This is a genomic window from Sphingobacterium sp. Ag1, from assembly GCF_000988325.1.
GTDB lineage: Bacteria > Bacteroidota > Bacteroidia > Sphingobacteriales > Sphingobacteriaceae > Sphingobacterium.
Window position 1 is genome coordinate 385,508 of the sequence record NZ_LBGU01000043.1, and the last position, 18,665, is coordinate 404,172.

General features: G+C 45.2%; 14 protein-coding genes. 11 read left to right on the forward strand and 3 right to left on the reverse strand.

The features are described 5' to 3' along the window. Nucleotides 1-315 precede the first annotated feature (315 nt). From AAW12_RS19195 to AAW12_RS26085, 4 genes are all read left to right on the forward strand, one after another. Nucleotides 316-504, forward strand: a complete 189-nt coding sequence (locus AAW12_RS19195) for a hypothetical protein (protein ID WP_046675232.1) — start codon at nt 316-318, stop codon at nt 502-504. Between the two features lie 32 nt (nt 505-536). After that, on the forward strand, nt 537-2,030 hold the full coding sequence (locus AAW12_RS19200) for a hypothetical protein (RefSeq protein WP_046675233.1): 1,494 nt from the start codon (nt 537-539) through the stop codon (nt 2,028-2,030). A 208-nt stretch (nt 2,031-2,238) separates the two neighbouring features. Beyond that, the gene (locus AAW12_RS19205) at nt 2,239-2,607 is read left to right on the forward strand and encodes a helix-turn-helix transcriptional regulator (RefSeq protein WP_053003825.1); all 369 of its coding nucleotides are present in this window, start codon (nt 2,239-2,241) and stop codon (nt 2,605-2,607) included. 140 nt (nt 2,608-2,747) lie between these two features. After that, the gene (locus AAW12_RS26085) at nt 2,748-4,262 is read left to right on the forward strand and encodes a tetratricopeptide repeat protein (RefSeq protein ID WP_084823238.1); all 1,515 of its coding nucleotides are present in this window, start codon (nt 2,748-2,750) and stop codon (nt 4,260-4,262) included. Here the strand turns inward: AAW12_RS26085 and AAW12_RS19215 are convergent. Next, a complete protein-coding gene (locus tag AAW12_RS19215; RefSeq protein WP_046675234.1) occupies nt 4,259-5,131 on the reverse strand; it encodes an AraC family transcriptional regulator in 873 nt (290 codons plus the stop codon). The genes AAW12_RS26085 and AAW12_RS19215 overlap by 4 nt on opposite strands. 460 nt (nt 5,132-5,591) lie before the next feature. Here AAW12_RS19215 and AAW12_RS19220 point away from each other — a divergent pair, with 460 nt between their 5' ends. Together AAW12_RS19220 and AAW12_RS19225 are read left to right on the forward strand one after the other, a co-directional pair. Then, a complete protein-coding gene (locus tag AAW12_RS19220) occupies nt 5,592-6,194 on the forward strand; it encodes a Crp/Fnr family transcriptional regulator (protein ID WP_046675235.1) in 603 nt (200 codons plus the stop codon). A 188-nt stretch (nt 6,195-6,382) separates the two neighbouring features. Continuing rightward, nucleotides 6,383-8,827, forward strand: a complete 2,445-nt coding sequence (locus AAW12_RS19225) for a glycosyl hydrolase family 95 catalytic domain-containing protein (RefSeq protein ID WP_156167706.1) — start codon at nt 6,383-6,385, stop codon at nt 8,825-8,827. Nucleotides 8,828-8,895: 68 nt separating this feature from the next. On the opposite strand, the gene AAW12_RS19230 is transcribed toward AAW12_RS19225, so the two are convergent. Beyond that, nucleotides 8,896-9,363 (reverse strand): PA2169 family four-helix-bundle protein, encoded by a 468-nt coding sequence (locus AAW12_RS19230; protein ID WP_046675555.1) that lies wholly within the window; start codon nt 9,361-9,363, stop codon nt 8,896-8,898. Between the two features lie 206 nt (nt 9,364-9,569). Between AAW12_RS19230 and AAW12_RS19235 the strand changes: the two genes are divergently transcribed. The 5 genes from AAW12_RS19235 (at nt 9,570) to AAW12_RS19255 (ending at nt 17,018) form a co-directional block, all read left to right on the forward strand. Then, nucleotides 9,570-11,285, forward strand: coding sequence for an FAD/NAD(P)-binding protein (locus tag AAW12_RS19235; RefSeq protein ID WP_046675236.1), 1,716 nt, complete (start codon nt 9,570-9,572; stop codon nt 11,283-11,285). 138 nt (nt 11,286-11,423) lie between these two features. Beyond that, on the forward strand, nt 11,424-15,059 hold the full coding sequence (locus AAW12_RS19240) for a response regulator (protein WP_046675237.1): 3,636 nt from the start codon (nt 11,424-11,426) through the stop codon (nt 15,057-15,059). A gap of 20 nt (nt 15,060-15,079) precedes the next feature. Next, nucleotides 15,080-15,454 carry a response regulator gene (locus tag AAW12_RS19245; RefSeq protein ID WP_046675238.1) on the forward strand — a complete coding sequence of 125 codons (375 nt, stop codon included), beginning with the start codon at nt 15,080-15,082 and terminating at the stop codon, nt 15,452-15,454. Continuing rightward, nucleotides 15,451-16,278 (forward strand): CheR family methyltransferase, encoded by an 828-nt coding sequence (locus AAW12_RS19250; protein WP_046675239.1) that lies wholly within the window; start codon nt 15,451-15,453, stop codon nt 16,276-16,278. The genes AAW12_RS19245 and AAW12_RS19250 overlap by 4 nt, the downstream gene beginning before the upstream one ends. 83 nt (nt 16,279-16,361) lie before the next feature. Continuing rightward, a complete protein-coding gene (locus AAW12_RS19255; RefSeq protein WP_046675240.1) occupies nt 16,362-17,018 on the forward strand; it encodes a response regulator transcription factor in 657 nt (218 codons plus the stop codon). 89 nt (nt 17,019-17,107) lie between these two features. Here the strand turns inward: AAW12_RS19255 and AAW12_RS19260 are convergent, their stop codons facing one another. After that, nucleotides 17,108-18,649 (reverse strand): hypothetical protein, encoded by a 1,542-nt coding sequence (locus tag AAW12_RS19260; protein ID WP_046675241.1) that lies wholly within the window; start codon nt 18,647-18,649, stop codon nt 17,108-17,110. Nucleotides 18,650-18,665: the final 16 nt, after the last annotated feature.

Here is an 18,665-nt window from a genome sequence, read left to right on the forward strand (position 1 = left end):
AAGGCCAGTCCAAGAGGATTGGCCTTTTGCGTTTGTCCTGCATCCGCATAAAGACTAAAAACGGCCCATCCACAAAAGATGAATAATTTTTTCGTCCGTAATTCATAATCAGCGTTCTTTCTTTTATCCAATATAACCTAAAGTTAATTGGTGTTTTTGTTGTTTATATTCTTGTTAATCAGTGTTTTGTTTTTTAGAAAATAAAGTGTGATACCTATGTGATAGGCTGTTTTTTCGCTAATTATTTATTTAAAAGCAACTTTGTCCAGCCATTGAAACGAAAATAACATAGATCATATTTTTTCATTTAAACTCATGAACACAAAAACAACGCAAAGAATCGAACAGGGTAAATTGCCCTATGAGACCCCTGAAATTAGGGTAGAAAACATCGTCCTAGAGTACAGTGTTGCAGCTGGCTCAGTCCAGGCAAATGGAACTGTACAACAACAATGGGATGGAGAAGAATCAACCACATCGAGCCAAAACGACGGCTGGTGGTAATCGTAAAATCACAACATAAATCTGTATAAAGAATGAAAAGAAATATCACAAAAATACTACTCGCCCTAACTATTATTGCTGCTTCTTGTAACAAGAAAAACGACGGCAATACCGATGTTGATAAAGGTGAGGTAACCATAAAAATTGCCGGAGTATCTTATTCGGATCCCGAGGGAGACCTACAAACGAAAGCTTCAACAGCGAAAAGTGTAGCATCAGCGACGGCAACACAAAATAAGACTGTTCCATTCAATAATGAACTTGACGTTAAAGCAACCTTAACAGCAGTAACTTCATCGAGTACGTTGCGTGCGTCGACAGCAAACACCAAGATGTCTACCACGCCTACCGTACTTGACAATGGAGCCAAATACCTTATAGCCGCTTATGATGCTTCAGGAAATTATGTCAACAATACGGGTGTATTGACCTATACGAATGCGAGTACCAATTGGAGCATGAACCTATCGGCAGGTACCTATACGTTTGTCGCATTGGCAGTCGATCCGGGCCAGACTTTCCCAACGATCAACTTGAATCAAAATCTTTCCAATATTACCTTCAACGTGACGGGGGCAGATGCTGATCTATTGTGGAAAAAGCAGTCGGTAACTGTTGTTAGTGGACAAAATACGGTCCAAAATCTCGTTTTGAGCCATGTATTTACAGAAGTCAAAGCGACTTTGGAGAGTACTTCGGCCAATGTTGTCGGTAATATTACCTCCATGGTAGGCGGTACAATAACACCTAACTACCAGTCGGCGACATTTAGCTTTGCGAGCGGAACCTATACGCAGGGTGGCCAATCTCTAAATCGTGCATTGTCGTTTACAGGTACAGGCTTGACATGGTCAAGTAACCCCGCGTTGATTATCACCGAAGGCACAACGACTGGAAAGATCAACTTTGGAACCGTAACATTAAATGCAACACAGGCAGGCGTGCGCTCCGGACTAATAGATCTAGCTAACCTATCGCTACAAAAAGGGATCAAATACGATCTTAAACTGCGCCTTGTACCTCGTGGTGCACTGGATATTCCTAACTCGAACTACTACTGGGGTTCGGCCAATTTAAAAGCCGGTTCGCCTCCAACTGCAGTTGAAGCTGCGCAATACCTATTGGGTGGATCTCATAATGGTGGCGGATCTCAGGCATATTGTTCATCGGTTTTAGGTACAGGCTGGCAAACGCCTTCACAGGCTGAATATGAATCGCTTATTGCAGCTGGAAAAGCTAGAGGTACATACAATGGCCAGACAGGATGGTTTTTGGGAACAGCTACAGTGCCAACTACAAATCTGGACAATTATATGTTCTTACCGGACAACAAATCGGTCGTTGTAGAAAGCGGATCAGGAAATGTGAGCACGCATATACCTGCGGATGCTCTTGGGGTTTATTGGGCTGATCGCACAGTGCAGGGAACGGCTAAGCCAGCTGTAATATTAACGGCTACCGACGTCTACATCATGCCTATACATCAAAACAACGCAATCGGAATACGTTGTGTGCGGAATAAATAGTTACCCTTGAAATATTATTTGGATAATGTAATATTTAATGGAATAGTTATCGGCTTCGGCTGATAACTATTTTTTACGATGTGTTCTCCTGGCCCAATACTTTATTGAAAAAGGGAACCTATTTTACCTATGCTTAACTAAACCTCCTCAATCTACCGAAGGATGTTGCATTTAATAACGGAGCATTCAATGGAAAACGTCATAAAAAATGGACAAGGATAAGTTCGATCATCTTATTGCAATCGCCAAAAGTAACAATCCCGCATTTCTGCTGTTATTTAGCGACTTGTACCCTGATTTTATTGAAGCATTAAAAGCGCTTGCACCTAATATTCGTAGTTCTGAACTGGAGTTTTGTGCCATGGCTTTTCTTAATTTTTCAACAAAAAATATTGCGGAATATACCTATGTAACGATTAGGGCTGTACAGATCAGAAAGAATAGACTACGGAAGAAATTTGACATCCCTTCGGATGCGGATTTCAATAATTGGATGCGAGAGAGGTCGAAATACCCGGAACATAGCCTTTTGACAGATCGAGAGGAGTCGGAGCTTTTCGGAAAAAGGCTATTGTAAAAGAGATCTTTGAAAGGGGGGAAGCCTTGTTTAATTTCTCAAAATAGTTAGATTTGCGCACGCCAAATAGTAAGATCTAATGAATCTCATCTGTTAGCGGCGAAGAGCTGCTTACGGATAAATAATGACCTAATATAACAATGAAGAAGCATTTTTTACTTTTTATTTTATGTTTATTTACGTTACCCACAATAGCTGCTGAAGGTAAGTCGCCACAGGAGCGTACCGTAGATTCCCTTTTAGCAAAAGCGATGGAGCTCGCAAGCAAAGGGCAACTCTTACCTTATATCGAGAATTCGATAAAAGCGTTTAATATCTCCAAAGCAGCAAACTACGATGAAGGGAAAGCTAAATCGGGTTCTTATATAGCAGAAGGTCTTGTGACAGTAGGTTTATTTAAAGAAGGGCTGAAACAACTGGATATTGTGGAAAGCACAGACTACTATAAGAACGATATATTCACGCAATCCGACGTTCGGCGCATGCGTGGCAGAGCCTATGGTGGGCTCATGCTTCATCAGCAGGCTATTCGGGAGTTTCGTCTGCAGCAGGGACTGATCAAAAAACTGACTGGCGAAAAACAAGTCAAGGCTTACCAATATAACTACGAAAATTTAAGTGCTGTCTTCCAGCGTATGGGGCAGCTGGATTCGATGCAAAAGTATACCGAACTCCAATTGGATAACCTCAAGGTTTTTGCAGACAAGGACGCTTCTATGCGCTATGAGATTGTATATGAAAACCTTGGTAGCTTATATGTTCAGAAAGGTGATTTAGAAAAAGCACAGCAATGCCTCGATAAATCACTGGAGCTCATTAAGAAATATAAAATTCCTATTGCGCTAAATACCTATAGCATATTGGGCGATTTGGAGGAGAAAAGAGGTAACCTTAAAAAGGCCGCTGCATTTTTTGAGGAAAGTCTAGCAAAAAAACGGGCTGTCGGCAGCAGAATTGGAGTGAAGAATTCTTATCGCGAGCTCTCCGACTTTTACCGGACAAAAAAACTAGACAACGCCAAAGCTGACCATTACGAAATGGCTTTTAGTCGGCTCAACGATTCCCTGGAAAATGAAAACAGACAGGTCGTCGATCAGGTGCTCAGCCAGATTTTGAATCTAAAAGATCAGGAGTCGGAGACCAAGGTGTCGAAGGCCGCGACAATTACATTTGCTGCGATCGTGCTGCTGCTTGCCGCGATTTCGTTTTTTGTATGGCGATCTAAGCACAACAAAGAGATATTGGTACAGAAAGAAGAGGCCTTGCAGGAAACCGAAACCATCAATAAAGAGCTCACCGAACAGATTGGGGAAAACAAATTCAATAACCTGATTGAACTTGCCAAAAGTAACAATCCCGAGTTTTTAATCTTATTTACCGAACTATATCCGCAGTTTATTCAAGCGCTGAAAATACTTGACCCCAATCTACGGAGTACTGAACTGGAGTTTTGTGCGATGGCCTTTCTCAACTTTTCGACCAAAAATATCGCAGAATATACCTATGTAACGATCAGGGCTGTGCAGATCCGTAAAAATAGGCTACGCAAGAAATTTGACATTCCATCAGATGCTGATTTTAATAATTGGATGCGTGAGTTGGCTGGAAAGCCAATGATGCCATTGCGATCCGAGGACATCCGCCTTACTCGCTAGCTTTTAGGAGATAGCAGCTTGTTTTTATAATCAGAAGGTGTAATCCCTTTAATCGATTTAAAGAACTTGTTGAAATTGGGTAAAGAGTTGAAACCACAGGCATAAGCAATTTGGGTGATCGGGTTTTCTTGCTGAGCCAAAAGCCTACAGGCTTCATTGATCCGGACTTCATTGACGAACTTCGAAAATGTTTTCCGTGTACGTGCTTTAAAAAAACGACAAAAAGACGGCTTGGTCAAGTTGGCCAATTTGGCTGCTTCCTCCAAAGAAATTTCATTGTTGAAATTTTTGAATACATACTGGTAAACACTATAAATAATTTCACCCTCCCGGCGGGGGGATCCGTTGTTATAGGGCTTACCGGATACGACACTGTACTCTTCGGTTTGAAGTAGAATAGCTAAAGATGTAAAGAAATAGGCTGTCTTTTTTATATCTGGGGCATAGACCATTTTTCGCAATATCCTTTTTAGCTTATTTTTTGTGTTTCCATAAAATAGCATACCCTGCCTTGATCTTTCCAACAGCTCATTCAGCTTGCTTGTTTCAAATAATAGGGAGCAGAAAGACAGCAGGGCGTCTGGATCGAAATACAAGATGATAAATTGTACGTTTTGCTCCTGGTCGGTTTCTGTAGGCGAGTTGTACCAGACGTGTGGCAAACCAGGACCAATAAAAGTCAGCTCATCGCTTTCAAAGTCTTCCAGCTGATCTCCTATGCAGCTTTGACCTTTGCCCTTAATGATGTAGGTAAGCTGGCATTCACGGTGAAAATGGTACTCGGAAAGAAGTTTGGGACAATTTTCGTGTCGGATTTCAAAAATCCTATTTCCTGAATTTGAAAGTGCTTTCGCGTAAATTGGCTGCATAGATTCTTAACATATTTAATGAAATAAATGGGAACGTACACCAATCTTCATAATCGATTGAAAGTGATCACTCAAAAAACGGTTTTTAAAGATTACAAGGCATGTATTAAACACTTAATATCATGTAAATTATTACTTTTTCCTGTTCGTCTGACGGCAATCAAACTGTATTTGATGTATTTCATATGGTTGAAAATTTTTGCCACCTACTGTTCAGGGCGGGTGGCGTAGTCCTATTTTTTTGATTTCATCCCAGTTTCTATAGGTGAAATGTCTGCTGACAGTTAAATAATAACGCCAGCGCCAAAAGCACAGCGGATTTATCGCTTACCTTTCATAACCAAAGTTTGGCAATTTGTCGAAAGTATTTTTTGCCAAAAAGCAAAAAATATAGCATGCTTATCGTGTATATTTAGGGTAATTTATTGCTGGCACGCCATTAGTGCGATAGATTCATTGTATGCAAAAAAAGACCAATCGATATAGCCAATTGGCCACAGATCTTATTGTAAAGCTGTTTGAAAGCATTCATCCGCTGTCGAACGATTTAAAACAGCTGATCGAAACGCATAGCTATGTGATCGATGTGAAAGCCGGGGTTCGTCTGATTGATATCGGACAGGTTCAAAAGCAGATCTACTTCATTCTCCAGGGCGGTGTACATACTTATTATATTGATCCGGCGGGTAACGAGATCAGCTCCTGGCTGCTGTATGAAGGGGAGCTCGCTATTGCGGTCTATAGCTTTTTTAGTCAAAAACCGAGTTTCGAAGCAATTGAAACACTGGAGCCCTGCCGTCTATTGGTTCTGAGCTACGAGAAATTGAATGAGCTGTACCATACATTCCCCGAATTTAATTTCATCGGTAGGGTATTGACCGAACGTTATTATATCAAAAGTGAAGAGAAAGCCAATGAGCTACGGATGTTGCCCGCGGTGGACCGGTATAGAAATCTTGTTGAACGTTATCCTGAGATTTTAAAACGCACACCATTGGGTATCGTCGCCTCGTATTTGGGGATAACGCAATCTACATTGAGCCGCATAAGAGCAAAAGTTTAACATGCCCACAGAATCCTGAACTTTTTTATACGGAAGGAACACAATGTGTTAATAGGGCATCTAAAAAGAGCAATAAAGTGTATGTGTTTGCCAATAGCTATCCTTATTTTTGATGATATGGCGAGGATTCAGTGCTTTTCTATTGCGAACAGTCGGCATTGCATCCCTAAATCGAATCGTAAACCTCAATGAAATTGAACACATCAATGCTAAACCGTATATGTACTGGTCTTGCGCTCTGTTTTCTCCTGTCGGTGGAAATTGCTGTTGCGCAGACTGGAGCCAAGAAAGAAAACAGTATCTGGTTTGAACAACCTGCAAATGCCTTAGCCGTAGATTCCAAAAATGGCTGGGAGAGTGACCCCGAGTGGCTGAAAGCCCTACCCATTGGTAATGGAAACCTTGGGGCTATGGTTTTTGGCGATGTCAACCACGAGCGGATTCAGCTAAACGAAATGACGTTATGGAGTGGAAGCTTCGACGCAGGCGACAATCCTGCGGCTTCACAGTCCCTGCAGAAGATCCGTGAACTACTGTTTCAGGGCAACTATAAGGAAGCAACCGAATTGACCAATAAAACCCAGATTACAAAGGGAAAAGGATCGGGAAGTGGCAATGGCGCCAATGTTCCTTTTGGCTGCTTCCAGACCTTGGGCGATTTACGGCTTGACTTTGGTACGGATGCCGCTTATCAGGATTATCACCGTGAACTGGATCTGATGAAAGGGATTGCCTCCAGTTCTTTTGTCCAAAATAGCGTCAAGTTTAAACGGGAGGTTTTCGCTAGTCACCCCGATCAGGCGATCATTATCCGGCTCACTGCAGACAAAGCTGGGGCGATCAATGTGCTCTTCAGTCTGGACCGGCCCGAGCGGTTTGCAACGGAGGTTACGGCAAAGCATGGACTGCGCATGTTTGGCGTGCTCGATAATGGGCGGGGTGGAAATGGTATGCAGTATGAAGCTGAGGTGACACCGGTCCTGGAGGGCGGAAAAATCAGTAGCCAGACCAAAACCGGTATTCAGGTTACAGGTGCCAATGCGTTGACGCTTATCGTAACCGCAAAAACAAATTATAAACAGCATTATCCAGACTATATTAATGCCAATTATCAAAAAGAACATCTCGAAATACGGAAAGCGGCTGCGGCCAAATCGTACCAGACGCTCCGGGATCGTCATATCAAAGACTTTTCTTCGTTTATGGGACGGGTGAGTTTTCAGCTGGGAAATAGTACCAATAATATGCCTACCAATGTGCTGATGGCCAATAATTTGCGTAGCGGAAATGAACAGGCCTTATATCCCCTGTATTTTCAGTACGGCAGATACCTATTGCTTTCTTCCTCGAGAGCAGGCGGTCTTCCTGCCAACCTGCAGGGAATCTGGGCCAATAAGATACAAACACCATGGAATGGCGATTACCATACCGATATCAATGTACAGATGAACTACTGGCCTGCGGAGGTAGCCAATCTATCCGAATCACATCGCCCCCTGATGGATCTGATCGCATCGCTTGTGGCACCAGGTAGCAAAACAGCCCAGATACAATATGGGATGCGGGGATGGGCGCTGCATCCGATAACGAATGTTTGGGGCTACACTTCTCCGGGGGAAAGTGCAAGCTGGGGGATGCATATCGGGGCCGGAGCCTGGATTGCCCAACATATCTGGGAGCATTATGCCTTTACACAGGATAAAGCCTTTTTAAGAAAAGCTTATCCGATTCTAAAAGAGGCTTCAATTTTTTACCAGGATTGGCTGACAACGGATCCTAAAACAGGACTGCTGGTTTCGGGGCCTTCACCTTCGCCGGAAAATTCCTTTAAAGCGCCCGATGGCTCTGTTGCGCAGATCAGTATGGGGCCATCGCATGACCAGCAGGTTATTTTCAATCTATTTGAGCACACACTGGCTGCGTCGGAAATACTGGGTTTAAAGGACGATGCTTTTGGAAAGGCATTGAAGGCCGCAAAGGACAAACTGGCCCGTCCAAAAATTGGTCATGACGGGCGCCTGATGGAATGGGCCGAAGAGTTTGAGGAGGTAGAACCTGCTCATCGTCATCTGTCCCATCTGTTTGCGCTATACCCGGGAAATGAAATCACGTTGGATCGTACGCCTGCATTGGCAAAAGCTGTGCAGCAGTCGTTGGAAAGACGTGGCGATGATGGGGTGGGTTGGACCTACGCCTGGAAAATTGCGCTTTGGGCACGATTGCAGCAGGGCGATCGGGCACTGAAATTGCTCAATAAACAACTGCGCCCTACAGCGGATATGGATACCAAATATGACGGCGGTGGCGGTACCTATTACAATATGTTTGATGCATGTCCTCCATTTCAGATCGACGGTAACTTTGGCGTGATTGCCGGAATGGCGGAAATGCTCCTGCAAAGCCATGAAGATTTTATTGAGCTGCTTCCGGCGCTTCCGGCCAGCTGGAAAGATGGCGAGATAAAGGGCCTGGTAGCTAGGGGAGCGATCGAAATTGATCTGAAATGGAAAAATGGTCAACTGGTCAGCGCTGCAGCAAAAGCCAAAAAGAAACAGAAATGTCGGGTGAAGTATGCCGGGAAATTGTTCGAGCTTGAACTACCGGCGGGTGAAAAAGTCAATCTAAAAATATAACTTCAAAAAAATACCGAAGGGATTTATCCTTCGGTATTTTTTGTGAAAAAGAAAATTACAATTTAAAGTTAGATAGTTTTGCTGTCACGCAGCATCTTAATGATATTGTGCGCTTCAAGCTGCTTGCTGAGCTGCGTGTTGATCAAACTATGCACATTTTGCGAGAGCTCTTCCGATCCATCAGCCAAAGCGGTTTGATAGGTGGATTTGAATGCATCTTCGCCCTGCTCACAGGTTTCGAGTAGACTTCTTTCGTCATCTCCCGTGATATTCACTTTTATTCCCATCCAGGCGCGGAAAAGCTTACCGCTCAGCATGGTGCTGTCTGTCGGTTCTTTGCCTTCAAGTTCAACATAAGGTGTCAACTCAGCAATAAATTCTTCCGACTGTCCGATAAATTTTTGAAATGTTGGGATTAGTTTATCCAAGCCGTGGCTGGTTGCCAGATCAATTGCTTTTTTATAACCCTCGATGCGGTCGTTGTTGATTTTGATAATGTCGTTGATGATCTCCGGATTGTTGATGTTGTTTTCCATAATATTGTTATTTGTTATCATTATTGTTTATTCGAAAAACAGCAGGCGTTGCATGATCGTTTGCAGAATCCGATATTCAGGTATTTAAATCGTAGCCCGTATTTATCCCATTTTTTATTGTACGGGAATAAATCTGCTTAAAACTTTCTGCAATTTGCCCTTGTTCTTAAAACCGAATACTGTCCATTAGGCAGGCAACGAAAACTATGCAACAAAACATTCATGTAGCCATTATCGGGGGCGGACCCAGTGGCCTGTTTATGTACAAAAGATTGATCGAAAGGAATATCCCCGGTCTCAAAGTATCTATTTTCGAGTCCCGCAAGCAATTGGGGGCAGGAATGCCTTACAGCTATGAAGGTGCTACACCGGAACATCTGACTAACGTATCGGATCACGAAATCCCCGCACTGGTCACGACGATTGAGGACTATGTTCAATCCCTGTCAGAGGCCACGCTCCGTACCTATGGAATCGATGTGGACGATTTTAATCGCTACAAAGTAGTTCCACGGCTGCTCCTGGGGCGCTACCTGTCGGAGCAATTTATGTTATTGAAGCGGATGGCGGATGAACAGGGTATTGAAACACAGGTTCACCTCGCTAGCCAGGTTACTGATATTATTGACCTCGAAGGCCAGGCGCAGGTTAAAATTATGGTGGGTAGCACCGATACCTATATCGTAGACAAGGTGGTCATCTGTACCGGACATAAGTGGCCAACCAAGTATGAGGGCAATGTCGAACATTATTTTGAGTCTCCCTATCCACCGTCCAAGTTGGCCTTAAAAACCAATCATGCCGTCGGGATACGCGGCGCTTCCCTAACGGCCATAGATGCCATTCGTACCCTGGCTCGCCACAATGGCTCTTTTGAAGCCCTGAAGACCGGTGAGCTAAGGTATCAGATCGACCCGGGAAGCGAAAATTTTAAATTATTTATGCATACCCGCAGTGGATTGCTTCCTGCGATCCGCTTCCATCAGGAAGAACCCTTCCTAGCCAATAACCTCTTGATCTCCGAAGAGGAACTGATGCTTAACAGGCTTGAGAATGAAGGTTTCGTCTCATTGGATTTTCTGTTTGAGCGTAATTTTAAAGCGCAGTTCAAGGAAAGGGATCCCGATTTTTATGCGATCGTGGAAAAGCTCAGCCTGGAAGACTTTGTAGAGGCAGTACTCCATTTAAGGGAACAGAAAGACGCCTTCGAGGGATTTCGTCAGGAGCACCAACAGGCGCTGAAATCGATCAGAAAACGCCAATCGATCTATTGGAAAGAAGTGCTTTCTGCCTTGAGTTTCACCTTAAATTATCCCGCTAAGTACATGTCTGCAGAAGATATGCTGCGTTTAAAAAAAGTACTCATGCCGTTGATTTCCATTGTCATCGCTTTTGTGCCGCAGAGTTCCAGTCGCGAGCTGCTTGCGCTGCACGATGCTGGTCGGCTGGAGGTGGTCAATGTTGGTACCGAAAGTCGGGTTGAGCCTGCGCACGACCGCGGTGCCAATTATTTTTATACCGATGAATCGGGGATCGAAATAAAAACGCATTATAAGACATTTGTGGATTGTGTGGGACAGCGACCTTTGAACTTTGAAGAATTTCCTTTCAGGAGTCTGGTCGACAATGGACAGGTCAGTCGCGCTTACTTACGGTTTCGCTCCGTGGAACAGGCCAAGGAACAAATGCTGGCAGGCAACGATCATATGTTTGTGGCACCGGATGGCGCCATTTTTTTGCAGGTACCCGGGGTAAAGATCGATGACAGCTTTGGTTTGGTAGACCACGGCGGTAGCGCCAGTCAACGTCTTTTTATGATGGCCGTGCCTTATATGGGCGGCTATAATCCGGATTATTCAGGCCTTGATTTTTGCGCCGCCACATCGGCTATCATTGCTGGGAAGATTGCGGAGAGCGGATAAATACGCAACTTTTTGTTAAAATACGGTAAGATGGTTGAGGCCCGGGGGCGTAGGATTTAATTTAGGCTCCCTATTGCTATATTTGGCCGCCATCTAGACCATCGGTTGGCATAGTCTTAACTCAATTGATGAAAAAGCATGCCTAAAACTATTTTAAGAAACCTGCAGATAGGTTTTGGAATATCCCTGTTGATCCTGTTAGCGAGCTCAACGGCTTCTTATATCAGTATCCATAAGCAGAACCATAATAGTGCGATGGTCGACCACAGCCGGCGTGTCATGAGCCGTGTCAACAAAATTCTGCAGGACCTGCAGAATGCCGAAACCGGCCAGCGCGGCTTCCTGCTTACAGGTATGGAAAAATTTCTGGAGCCTTATAAAACCGGTCTTCAGTCGCTGCCCCAATCGCTGAGCCGTGCGCACGACCTTACTTCCGATAATCCCGAGCAACAGCAGATAATCGATACGCTATCCACACTCGTGCAATCCCGACTGGCAAAGCTTGAAAGCCTGGTCAATATCAAAAAGCGTGGTGGAATGGTCTCCGTATCGCAGCTTGAGGAGGGGAAAACCTATATGGACAGTTGCCGTTTGCTGATCAGCAAAATTATCGATCGTGAAGAACTTTTACTCAACAAGCGTTCGGAAGAACTCGGACGTTCTTCGGGCTATACCTCCATCTTTGTATTACTGGCCGCTGTTGTATCCTTATTGATTACCCTCTTCTTTTACTTCCGCCTGCGAGCGGATTTCTTTCAACGGGAGCAGCTGCAGAATGACCTGAAACGTAAAGACGAAGAGATCCAGCGGCGGCTGAGCATTACCCAGCGCATCGCACGGGAGATAGCGGCCGGGCATTATGATATGCAGATACAGGATGGCGAACAGGACGATCTGGGGAGCCTAACGGGATCCCTCAATGAAATGGCGCGTTCGCTCAAAACATCTTTTGAAGAACTCAATAATAACAACTGGCATCAAGCTGGACTAACCCAGCTGGGTAACCTGTTGATGGGTAATAAACAGCAGGAAGAGCTCACGGCTGTCACGCTGGGCCACCTGACAAAATATGGCAACTGTGTAAACGGCGCTATATACCTGATGGAACAAGATGAGCTTGTCTTAAGGGGATCCTATGGACTCGAAGATCCCGAACGTAAACGCTTCGCCCCAGGTGAGGGCATGGTCGGCCAGGTCTTTAAAGACAAGAAAGAAAAGTTATTCGAAAACCTCGAAGATACCCATTATGTCATCAGCTTTGCTGCTGGGAAGGTATTGGTGAACAACCTTTTTATACTGCCTGTTTTTGATGGTAACAACTGTATCGGTGTAATGGAGCTGGGCGCACTACAACCTTTTTCGAGCATTCAGCTGGCGTTTTTTAGGGATGCGGTGCAAAAGGTAGGTACGACAATTGCGGCTGCGCAGGCCAGACTGGTGGTACAGAATTTATTGGAAGAAACCCAGGCGCAGACCGAAGAACTGCAGGCGCAGCATACCGAACTGGAATCGCTCAATTCGAGCCTCGAAATGCATACCTATAAGCTGCAGGCCTCGGAAGAGGAACTCCGTGTACAGCAGGAAGAATTGGTGCAGTCTAACCGTGAATTGGAAGAGCGCTCCAAATTGCTGGAAGATAAAAATGTGGAGATTGCCGAACGCAATCAGGAAATACAGAAAAAGGCGGCGGAGCTTGAACAGAGTACACGCTATAAGTCTGAGTTTTTGGCCAATATGTCGCATGAACTGCGTACACCACTCAATTCAATTCTGTTACTTTCACGCTTGATGGCCGAAAACTCGGATGGGAATCTCAATGACGAACAGATGGAATCGGCAGCCGTGATTCAAAGTTCGGGAAAAAGCCTGCTGACCTTGATAGACGAGATTCTGGACCTTTCCAAAATAGAATCTGGAAAAATGGATCTAGATGTACAGCCTGTGTTCTTTGCCGATATATTGAATGGATTGACGGCGATGTTCGCACCAATCGCCGCCGACAAGCAGCTGGGATTGGAGATGACCGCGGCCGCAGGGTTGCCGCTGCAGCTCGAAACAGACAAGCAGCGCCTCGATCAGATTTTACGCAATCTATTGTCGAATGCGATCAAATTTACGGCAGCGGGCAAGGTGACTTTGTCTATTGATCGCCAACAATCGCAGAGCGACCGTATTGTCTTTGAAGTGCGCGATACGGGAATCGGGATACCCAAAGACAAGCAGCATCTGATATTTGAAGCTTTCCAACAAGCTGACGGTTCCACACGCCGCAAATTTGGTGGTACAGGACTGGGGCTCTCGATCAGCCGTGAACTGGCGCGCCTACTCGGAGGTGAAATCTTGCTGGAAAGCGAAGAAAATAGAGGCAGTGTATTCCGGCTGATCCTTCCGGAGCGAATTTCGGATGCCACGCCAGCTGCTTTCGGCGCGGAGCAATTGTTACCGGTGGCCGGTGATGTGGAGCCAATAGCGCTGGACTCTGCTGCAGGGGCTTCTACAGCCGTAGTGCAGGCTTCGCAAACAGTGAACTTGTCTGCCGAAAAGACATTGGAGATACCGATCCCAGCCGATATTCCCGATGATCGCGACAGCATCGTTGCAGGCGACCGATTTATCCTGATCGTCGAAGATGATATTGAGTTCGCTAAAATCCTGCTGAAGTATACGCGCCAGCAAAACTACAAGGGTATCGTTGTTGTCCGTGGTGATATTGCTGCGGAGATGGTAGCACGCTATATGCCGCTGGCGGTTCTGCTGGATATTCAACTTCCGCTCAAAGATGGGTGGCAGGTCATGGCTGAGATCAAGGAAAATCCAAAGACAAGACATATACCAGTGCATATTATGTCTTCTTTACAGGTCAAAAGAGAAAGCCTGCTGCAGGGCGCAATAGACTTTATCAATAAACCGATGGCATTGGAGCAGATGGGCGATATGTTCCGAAAAATAGAGGATGCCCTCACGCGGCATCCCAAAAAAGTACTCATTGTTGAAGAAAATCCCAAACATGCGGCAGCGCTGTCGCTCTTCCTTGGAAGTTTTGACATTGCCTCGGAGATCAAGAACAATGTCGAAGATAGCATTGTGGCGCTGAGTTCGGATACGGCAGATTGTGTGATTCTCGATATGGGCGTTCCGGACCGTGTTGGCTACGAGACATTGGAAGCTGTAAAACGCAACCAGGGGCTTGAAAATTTACCGATTATTGTATTTACCGGTAAAAATCTCTCGCAAGTAGAGGAAATGAAATTGAAACGCTACGCCGATTCCATCATTGTAAAAACAGCCAACTCTTATCAGCGTATTTTGGACGAAGTGGGGTTATTTCTACATCTCGTGGAGGAAAATAGCGGTCCTTCGATCAAAGCTCCCGGCAGGCTTGGCTTTTTGCAGGATGTTTTGCAGGGCAAAAAGGTACTTGTAGCAGACGACGACATCCGAAATATCTTTTCGCTCACCAAGGCGCTCGAAAAATATCAGATGACTGTAGTGCCGGCAACGGACGGAAAAGATGCGCTAAAACAGTTGGAAGATAATCCGGATGTGGCGGTGATTTTAATGGATATGATGATGCCCGAAATGGATGGTTACGAAACGATTGCTTCGATCCGAAAAGACCCGCGATACAAAGATATGCCCATTATTGCTGTCACAGCCAAATCAATGATGGGGGATAGGGAAAAATGCATCGCCGCAGGAGCATCTGATTATATATCCAAACCGGTGGATATTGATCAGCTTTTGTCCCTGTTGCGGGTATGGATGTATGAATAATAACGCAATAAATAAACAACATGGATAAGAACAAAACCATATTGATCATCGACGATGATCAGAACAATATATTTGCGTTGAAATTGGCCCTGAAGTCAAGAGGTTTTCAAGCGATAGGCTGCCTGTCTGCTCAAGAGGGACTTGCTCAGTTACGGGATCATGCCGGCATAGGCCTTGTCCTCATGGATATGATGATGCCCGAGATTGACGGTTACGAAGCCACCCAGCTGATTCGGAAAACAAAGAATGCCTGTGAGTTGCCCATCATCGCGGTGACGGCACAAGCCATGACCGGCGATCGTGAAAAATGTCTGGCTGCAGGAGCAAATGGCTACATTTCCAAACCGATAGACATTGAACTTCTGGTGCAGCTAATAGGGGAAATAAAAGGATGATTACGGGAAAAAAAATTGTCAGCCAAGAGCAGGTGATGATCCTGATGGAGGATGTGGAGCGTCTCTATGGTTACGATTTTACCCATTACACGAAAGCCTCCTTATCGCGGCGGATCAACCAGCTTTGTCTGCTGGATAATTTTGCGAGTTTTGCCGAGCTGCGTTACCGTGTTGTCCACGATCCGGAATACCTGCAGCGATTTGTCGAAAAAATGACGGTCAATGTGACGGAAATGTTTCGTGACCCAAGCTTTTTTGCACATCTTCGCCGGGAAATCCTACCCAAATTGCGCACCTCTGCTTTTATCCGTATATGGATAGCTGGTTGTGCGACAGGTGAGGAAGCGTATTCGCTGGCCATCCTATTACAGGAAGATAATCTCCTGCACAAATCGCTGATCTACGGCACCGATATAAACCCTTCGGTGCTCGAGCAGGCAAAGCGGGCTGTCATTCCGATGGCAAATCTAAAATCTTATGTCGAAAATTATCAGCTTTCGGGTGGGAAGGCTGATTTTTCATCGTACTATACCGCTAATTACAACTGGGTGAAACTCAATTCCACGTTGCGGGAACGCATTGTGTTTGCTTCTCATAATTTGGTGAGTGACGCTTCATTTAACGCTTTTCAGCTGATTCTTTGCCGTAATGTGCTGATCTATTTCGATGCACAGTTGCAGGCCAGGGTACTCTCGCTCTTTGATGAAAGCCTCGAAACATTTGGTTACCTTGCCTTAGGCAGTCAGGAGACACTGCGCTTCTCTGCGCTGGCACCCAACTATGATCAGGTGGGCAACGAAAAAATATGGCGAAAGATCAAGTAAGCGGGACGGGATTTTTACGTGAACTCGTTAAAAAAAATAACTAAATAAAAAAAATAAAGTATCTTGGTAGGATTGGAGGAAAAATGACTAAAATTCTTTTAGTTGATGACCACCGGCTTGTGCGAAATGGGATACGCTTGATTATTGATACCCACGACAAGCTTTCGGTGGTGGCTGAGGTAGACAGTGCTGAGGACGCATTAGTCTATCTCGAACAAAATACATTGCCGGATCTGGTTTTAACTGATGTGAATATGCTGGGGATGGATGGAATCAGTTTTATCCGGATGGCCAAAAAAATCTATCCGGACGTCAAGTTTGCCATATTATCCATGATCGAAGAGCCCGTTCAGGTAGCTGAAGCTTTTCGGGGTGGGGCCGATGGCTATTTATCGAAAGGTGGCGATTATGATGAGATCTTGTTTGGCTTATTGCGCTTGGCGCAAGGTCACAAGTATCTGATGACCAATTTCGGTTTGCGCTTTATGGAAGATTATAACGTCGAGAGCAGTGCTACGGTCGATGTAGGTTCGCGCCTGGCACAGTATGAGATTTCCGACAGGGAGTTTGCAGTGCTGGAACTGATTGCCCAGGGTTTTACAGCTGTAGAAATCGCGGATAAAATTTTTCTAAGCAAACGAACCGTTGAAGGACATCGCCAAAATTTGATGGATAAGACAAAAAGTAAGAATACGGCAGATTTGATCCGTTTCGCTTTTCAGCAGAAGCTTTTGCAATAAGCAGACGAAAAATAGGCCTTTGTTTTCGCATTGTTTGGTACAACGCAGAAAACATAAGGCCTCTATTAGCGATGGTTAGTTGCCGCTGTTTAAGGGGAAGCTGGCTTCCAGCCATTGTCCCGCGCTGTACCGAGCTCACCGAACTTGCCTTTTTCACCGGCAGCGTCTTTCCCGCCAAAGGTGTAGACAGGTTCCCCAATGAGCTCGAGCTGGATCTGCGGTATGGGGAACTGGGTCGGAGTACCGCCTTGTAGCAGATCATTTCTCCGCATGAAGGTGAAGGGTACAAAAGTACCCCCTGCTCCATCTATTTCTATGGCATATTCATAATGAATGGCGTCTCGTAGTGCACTGGCAGTGGCTATCACATCGGGAAGACCACCCTTTTGTTTGCGGGCGGCATTCGAAACGTTCAGCTCAGCCGCAGCACCCTGATAATCTTTCAACCAGTATTTTGCTTCGGCCCGCAACAAGCGTGTTTCTTCAGCCAAAAAGTAAGGGTTGACAGCACCGGCAACATTGAGGGTAGACAATTTGGGATACATCCATCTGGACCGCATGTAATTGCTAAAGAGACCCCTTCCCCTTGCTTCCAGTAAAATGCCGAAATTATTGGTGTAGGTAAAATATTGATAGAAACGTTTATCGTCAGATTCGATAGGTGCCAAAATAATGCTGTTGTTGGTTGGATAGGCTGTGGGCGTTTTTTTTGTTTTATCCGCCAAATAGGCTATTTTAATATCTGCAGGCACATACGAGGCCGTTCCGTAGGGCCGTTCTAGTACATCGACCAAGGCATTATAATAGCCGCCCACGGTAGTGGTGATGGTGTAATCGGTCGTAAAACCCTTGTTAGCATAGGTAAGAACTCTGTTCCAATAAGGGGAACCTAGGTTTTCTGCTTCGACTTTGTCCCGTGCTACGGAGGAAAGGATCCGTGCAGAAAGCGAATTGATCAGCAATACAAGATCGCCTCTGGAAATGGTGACGCCCTTTAAAAAATCGAAATTCAGGTTGGGCGTTTCGGCAATCAGCTGCAAGGTCTTATCCAGGTGCTTGATGCCATTCTCGATCAGCTCTTTATACGAATTGGGAAACTCCTTGAGTTTAAGGTTAACATCATCGACAATCAGTCCGCGGTCGAATATTGCGCCCAGGTAACCCTGGGAGACACCTTTTGCGTAGTAGGCACCGATAAGGCAGTCCTTAGTCCGGTCGGCACCCTTGTCATCATAGATCGTTAACTTTTGATGCTCGATCAGGTCGATCACTTTGGTGGCATCCAAATTGGATTGATAAAAATTGGAATACACCTCACGAACTGCTGCATTACCGCGGTAAGCCGAATTGTTGTTCAAACGTAACCGCGGCTCGTTCGCAAAATCCCACCAGGACTGGCTGCCATTGGTATTGGTTGACTGGTCTGCCCAAAGGCTAAAATGGGAACCACCTGCGTTATTGGTCGTGGTATTAAAAGTGGTCTGCACACTGCTTGTTGTGAGTACATAGCCCAAACTTTTTATCTTTTCTATTGCTTCGGCATTCGTCAATGTCGAGGGATCATCAAATCCGATCGATTCGCATGAACCGAATGTGAAAAGAACGGCTAAACCAAAAAATATCTTCTTCATGTTTTGCTTTGTCTGA

What these genes read in the sequence shown, in the direction of transcription:
- AAW12_RS19220 (WP_046675235.1), top strand. Translation starts at nt 5,592, where the DNA reads ATGCAAAAAAAGACCAATCGATATAGCCAATTGGCCACAGATCTTATT.
- AAW12_RS19195 (WP_046675232.1), top strand. Translation starts at nt 316, where the DNA reads ATGAACACAAAAACAACGCAAAGAATCGAACAGGGTAAATTGCCCTAT.
- AAW12_RS19225 (WP_156167706.1), top strand. Translation starts at nt 6,383, where the DNA reads ATGAAATTGAACACATCAATGCTAAACCGTATATGTACTGGTCTTGCG.
- AAW12_RS19235 (WP_046675236.1), top strand. Translation starts at nt 9,570, where the DNA reads ATGCAACAAAACATTCATGTAGCCATTATCGGGGGCGGACCCAGTGGC.
- AAW12_RS19200 (WP_046675233.1), top strand. Translation starts at nt 537, where the DNA reads ATGAAAAGAAATATCACAAAAATACTACTCGCCCTAACTATTATTGCT.
- AAW12_RS19245 (WP_046675238.1), top strand. Translation starts at nt 15,080, where the DNA reads ATGGATAAGAACAAAACCATATTGATCATCGACGATGATCAGAACAAT.
- AAW12_RS26085 (WP_084823238.1), top strand. Translation starts at nt 2,748, where the DNA reads ATGAAGAAGCATTTTTTACTTTTTATTTTATGTTTATTTACGTTACCC.
- AAW12_RS19250 (WP_046675239.1), top strand. Translation starts at nt 15,451, where the DNA reads ATGATTACGGGAAAAAAAATTGTCAGCCAAGAGCAGGTGATGATCCTG.
- AAW12_RS19205 (WP_053003825.1), top strand. Translation starts at nt 2,239, where the DNA reads ATGGACAAGGATAAGTTCGATCATCTTATTGCAATCGCCAAAAGTAAC.
- AAW12_RS19260 (WP_046675241.1), bottom strand. Translation starts at nt 18,649, where the DNA reads ATGAAGAAGATATTTTTTGGTTTAGCCGTTCTTTTCACATTCGGTTCA.
- AAW12_RS19240 (WP_046675237.1), top strand. Translation starts at nt 11,424, where the DNA reads ATGCCTAAAACTATTTTAAGAAACCTGCAGATAGGTTTTGGAATATCC.
- AAW12_RS19215 (WP_046675234.1), bottom strand. Translation starts at nt 5,131, where the DNA reads ATGCAGCCAATTTACGCGAAAGCACTTTCAAATTCAGGAAATAGGATT.
- AAW12_RS19255 (WP_046675240.1), top strand. Translation starts at nt 16,362, where the DNA reads ATGACTAAAATTCTTTTAGTTGATGACCACCGGCTTGTGCGAAATGGG.
- AAW12_RS19230 (WP_046675555.1), bottom strand. Translation starts at nt 9,363, where the DNA reads ATGGAAAACAACATCAACAATCCGGAGATCATCAACGACATTATCAAA.